We start from the raw sequence: 716 nt of genomic DNA, 5'->3' as shown, positions 1-716 counted from the left end.
TCCGTGACCGGGTCGTACGACGTGCGTACATGGTCCTGCTTCGTGTCCGGGTCGTCCTTCGGCGAGGTCCATGCCTCGACCGTTCGCCCCGCCCGGTCGGTGCGCTGATGCGCCACCGAACCGTCCGGCAACGCCACCGACTCCACCAGCCCATTGACCTGGTTGTAGGCCGTGGCGGACGTCCCGCCACCACCCGGCAGGGAAACCTGCGTCTCCCGGCCGGCGGCGTCGAACTTCGTCTTCCAGCCCTCCGTGGATTCGTCGCCCTTCGTGAGCGTCTTGTGCGTCTTGTTCCCGAACGCGTCCAACGTGTACTCGGCCTTCGTGTTCTCGGCCGTGCCGGACTGCTTGGGGGTGAGGGTGTCGGACGCGGGCAGACCTGACGGCGTGTACGCGCGCTCGGTGGTGAACGGGCTGGTGCTCTGCCCGGAACTGACCTGCTTGCCCAGAGCGTCGAACTCCTTCTCGGTGACCGCACCGGGGGTGCCGTCACCGTAGGAGATCTCGCTGCGTACGGGGTTGCCCCGATCGTCGTTCTGCTGGGTGCTGGTCACGACCGGTTTGTCGGTCCCGGCAGGTACGGTCTGCTCGGTCGTGGTGCCCTCGACGTCGTCGTGGGTACTGAGGGTGACCGTGCCGTCCGAGGCGGTGGCCTTCGCCGGCCGGCCCCACGCGTCGTGCCGGATCGTGGTCTCCCGGCCGCCCGCGTCCACCGT

General features: G+C 68.9%; 1 pseudogene. It reads right to left on the bottom strand.

What is annotated here, in order from left to right:
- Positions 1-716: pseudogene (locus EES43_RS30530) on the bottom strand (hypothetical protein); the annotation flags it as partial.

Origin of the sequence: Streptomyces sp. ADI96-02 (genome assembly GCF_003846185.1) — a bacterium.
Classification (GTDB): domain Bacteria; phylum Actinomycetota; class Actinomycetes; order Streptomycetales; family Streptomycetaceae; genus Streptomyces.
Note: the sequence above shows the minus strand (reverse complement) of the source record. Positions and strands in the feature narration are given on the sequence as shown.